This window comes from Candidatus Cryosericum odellii (genome assembly GCF_003570935.1).
Classification (GTDB): domain Bacteria; phylum Caldisericota; class Caldisericia; order Cryosericales; family Cryosericaceae; genus Cryosericum; species Cryosericum odellii.
Map to the genome: position 1 here is coordinate 3,549 of NZ_QXIU01000027.1, position 4,034 is coordinate 7,582.

Genomic DNA, 4,034 nt, shown 5'->3' on the forward strand with positions numbered 1-4,034 from the left:
GGTGATATCGAAGGCCTGCCGTTCCTCGAAGCCATCCGCGAGTTCTGGGCCGAGGATCCTGCCAACTCGATCTTCGCTCATCTGACGTACGTCCCCTATCTCGAGACCACAGACGAACTCAAGACCAAGCCTACCCAGCACAGCGTCGGCGAATTGCGCAAAATCGGCATCCAGCCCACGCTGGTCGTGGCCCGCGGGGTAAAGGAACTGCCGGTCGAGCAGAAGCGCAAAGTGGCCCTGTTCTGCGGTGTCCCCGCCGATCACGTCATCTCGCTGCCCAATCTGAGCTCCGTGTACAAGGTCCCAAACTACTTGCAGGAACAGCGTGTCGGCCACCTCGTCCTGTCTGCGTTTGGCATGGCGCCCCGCGCGGCCGAGACCGAGACGCCCTGGGTGCGGTTCACGTGGACCATCGACCAGGCGAAGACACCGCGCAGGCTGGCCATCGTCGGCAAGTACGTTCAACTGAATGATGCCTATCTGTCCCTCCGCGAAGCGCTTCACCATGGCGCATGGGCGACCGGGTGTGACCTGCACATCGACCTGGTTGACAGTGAAGACGTCGAGAAGCAGGGGGTACGCCTGCTGGACGCGGGCAAATATGACGGCATCCTGGTCCCGGGCGGTTTCGGAAAACGCGGCATCGAAGGAATGATCCTGGCTGCGGGATATGCACGTACCCACAATCTGCCCTTCCTGGGTATCTGCCTGGGTATGCAGGTTGCCAGTATCGAGTTTGCACGGAACGTGCTTGGCATTGCGGACGCGAACTCCCAGGAGTTCAAGCCCGATGCCAAGGACCTTGTCATCTACCTCATGCCGTCGCAGAAGGGTGTACAGAAGCTGGGCGGGACCATGCGGCTTGGCGTCTACGAGAACACCATCACACCGGGGAGCAGGGTGGAAAAGGCCTATGGGGCATCCACGCTTTCCGAACGTCATCGCCATCGTTTCGAGTTCAACAATGACTACCGTGCAGCCTTCGAAGAACATGGCATGCGCGTCGCTGCTGTTTATCCGGAGGAAGACCTGGTCGAGGCCCTCGAACTCGAGAATCATCCGTTCTTCGTCGGTGTCCAGTTTCACCCCGAGCTCTCGTCCAAGCCACTCCAGCCCGGTCCCCTGTTCGTGGCGTTTGTGAAGGCCATGCTTGCACATGATGGGTAGAAAGCGGGCCCGCACTGTCCCCGTCAGCCAGGCTGTGAGCGACGTGCTGGACCGGCTGCAGGTCATCGGCGGCGCGGGACAGGTGCGCACGGAATCCGAAGCACGCCTGCGAACGGTGCTGACACAGACAGCCTCGGCGCTGTTCAAACCCGAGGAGCTGCCACGCTACCTGCAGATACAGCTTGCCGGCAAGACCGGGAGTATCCCATCATGGGACAATCTGACCGGCGAGCGTCTGACACAGCTGGGCCTGCCCCGTCATCCCGAGGGCGTTCGGGCGGATGAATGCGGCACACTCATCCTGACGCTGGTACCTGCCACCATCGACTACATGGCGCAGGTGGAAGGACGTGAAGTCTGCTCCTCCGCAGCGTATGATCCAAGGGCGACGATGGCTTCCTTCGAAGACGGCATCCACCGCATCGTCATGACGGCGCCCGAACTGACCGTGACCAGGAGTGCGTTTCCTCATGGATTGATGGACCTTCCCTTCGTTCAGGTCACGTTCCGACTGCGCAATACCAGCGACCAGTTTCACGCCGTGACGCTCGTTCTCCTCATCAAGCCGTTCGACGAGGTGGGTATCACGAGTCTGGAACGGTTCAGCTTCTCCCGTGAGAACCTCATCATGCTCAACGGACAGCGCGTCGCCTTTGCCTGTGAACGGCCGACCAGGACCAAAGTCACCATCTATGATCCCCGGGCTGGTAGCATGGTCGAAGCCGATGCCGGTGGTGAAGTCGTCTCGTCGACGGGGCTCATGCAGCTGCGGCTTGCGTTCGATCACCAGCTCGAGCCTGGCGGTGACACCGAGGTCACGTTCTTCTTCTTCGTCGACAAGGACCGCGTCTACAAACCTGAGGAACTCACGCTCCTCCTTGGACAGAGCGCCGGGATCCTTGAGCAGGAGCACCGGATCGCCGCGACGCAGGAAAAGCATGTAGGATATCGCACGGGCGACGAGCGCCTCAACCGTTTTGCTGCCAACCAGCTGCTCCACCTTTCGTCCCTTGAAGCCGCCGCTGCCTCGGCGTTCGAGGGTGGCCTCGATGCCGTTGCCTTGCCGGCGCTCGTCGAGGCGTATGACCGTGTGGGAGAGGTCGACACGGCTTCCAGCCTCTTGCGTTCCTATGCGGAGCAATTGCCCCCAGGGCCCGCTCTGTCGGCGGATGCACTGTTTTCGTACGCAAGCTTTGTCATCACTCTGGGTTGGCATTTGAAGGTGGCGCGCCAAGTACAGCTCCGCAGACATCTGTTTCCCGTCGTGGACCAGTTCGTCACCTGGCTCAGCCAGTCGCAGACAACAGTAGAGCCTGTCGCCATCGGCTTGCTGGGACCGTTGCGGCGTTCCGGCCCCGTACTGCATCTGGTGCTGGGCAAGGCTATCGAGAGCTATCAGAGCATGCTTTCCGAGAAGGACGATACACGGCTCAGGCAGTGTGACGACCTCCAGCTGCGGTTGCTCAAACAGGCGGATGCGGCTGACACTCATGTCGGCCCTGGCAAGCCGACGTTTGCCGACATAGCGCCGGTTGCGGCCTATGCCCTGTTTGGTGCGCATGGCACGGAGGAGTCCATCCTGACCGGCACCATGAGCTGGATCGCCGAACATTGGCTGCGCGACGGCTTCGTCGTAAACCCCTCACTCGGTTCGCTTGGCGATATCCGTCTGTCACTGCTGTGTGCCAAAGCCCTGGTTTTGCGCCGTGAGAGTGGGGCATACGGTCTGATGCAGGAGGGCCTGGAGCAGCTCGGGGTGTCCGATGCCCTCCCTGACTACATCGACCTGCATACGAGGAGAGCTCTCGCCGGTCCACGACACAGCGCCGTCGCCACAGCGCTCGCCCTCGAGCTGCTGACCAGCCTCATCTTTGTCGAACGCGGCACCTACCTGAGCATCATCCCGGTGCCGATCCCCGAGCTGTTTGCCGGCGACGGTATCGACGTCCACGGCCTGCAGTCTACGTTCGGCGAACTTTCCGTGCGCATGCAGCGTCAGGGCGACAAAGTCCGGTTCAGCATGCGTTCGGATTTCCTCCGGGGCGTCAGTGCCATTGAACTCAACTTCCCCTGGGAACTCAAGGAACTGGTCGCGCGCAAGGGAACGGTCAAATACGTGACCGGAGGGACGATTGTCATGGAGCCTGCGGACCTTATCGAAGGCGAAGCTATCGCGGCCAGCGTCGGCCTGTCGTAGACGGCTTGTTCGCCAGAGATACAGTATGGAAAAGCGCCGGGCGTGAACCCGGCGCTTGTGTGTTCGATTGAGGATGGACAGGCTACTTCTTGCTGACCGCCAGTCCGAAGTGTTTCATGGTCACCAGCTTGCGGTTCCAGTTTTTCTCGACCTTAACGCGGACGTCGAGCTCGACCCGCTCGCCCAGGAAATGGACAAGGTTCTTGCGGGCGACTTCCTTGATGGTCGCGATGAGTTCACCGCCCTTGCCGATGATCATGCCCTTCTGAGAGTCCTTGGCGACATACACGCTGACCATGGCGCGGATACCTTTGGGGGACTCCGTGATGTCGTCCGTGACGACTGCCGTCGAATAAGGGAGCTCGTCCTGCAGGCGGCTGAACAGCTGTTCACGCACGGTGTCAGCAACGATGAGTTCGATCGGGTGCGACGTCAGGGTCTTGTCGTCGAAATAGGGCTCGCCGACGGGCATTGCGTCGATGGTCGCCTTTACTAGTGGTGTGACCCCTGCGCCGGTCGCCGCCGAAACGTGGAAGACAGCCGTCGGATGAAGCTTCTCCACGAAGGGAGCAGCCACCATCTCGTGGCGCTTGGCCGTGTCCAGGTCCAGTTTGTTGACGACGAGGAAGATCGGTTTGCCGAGCTTGATGACGATGGGGAACATCTCCTC

General features: G+C 60.9%; 3 protein-coding genes. 2 read left to right on the plus strand and 1 reads right to left on the minus strand.

The features are described from left to right. Both SMC5_RS01050 and SMC5_RS01055 read left to right on the plus strand, forming a co-directional pair. Nucleotides 1-1,167, plus strand: a 1,167-nt coding sequence (locus SMC5_RS01050; protein WP_243624930.1) for a CTP synthase, incomplete at its 5' end; no start/stop codon positions are given. Further along, on the plus strand, nt 1,157-3,364 hold the full coding sequence (locus SMC5_RS01055; protein ID WP_119119239.1) for a hypothetical protein: 2,208 nt from the start codon (nt 1,157-1,159) through the stop codon (nt 3,362-3,364). The genes SMC5_RS01050 and SMC5_RS01055, both read left to right, overlap by 11 nt. A gap of 82 nt (nt 3,365-3,446) precedes the next feature. Here SMC5_RS01055 and SMC5_RS01060 read toward each other — a convergent pair. Beyond that, on the minus strand, nt 3,447-4,034 hold a 588-nt coding region (locus SMC5_RS01060; RefSeq protein WP_165848909.1), incomplete at its 5' end, for a KH domain-containing protein.

What these genes read in the sequence shown, in the direction of transcription:
- SMC5_RS01055 (WP_119119239.1), top strand. Translation starts at nt 1,157, where the DNA reads ATGATGGGTAGAAAGCGGGCCCGCACTGTCCCCGTCAGCCAGGCTGTG.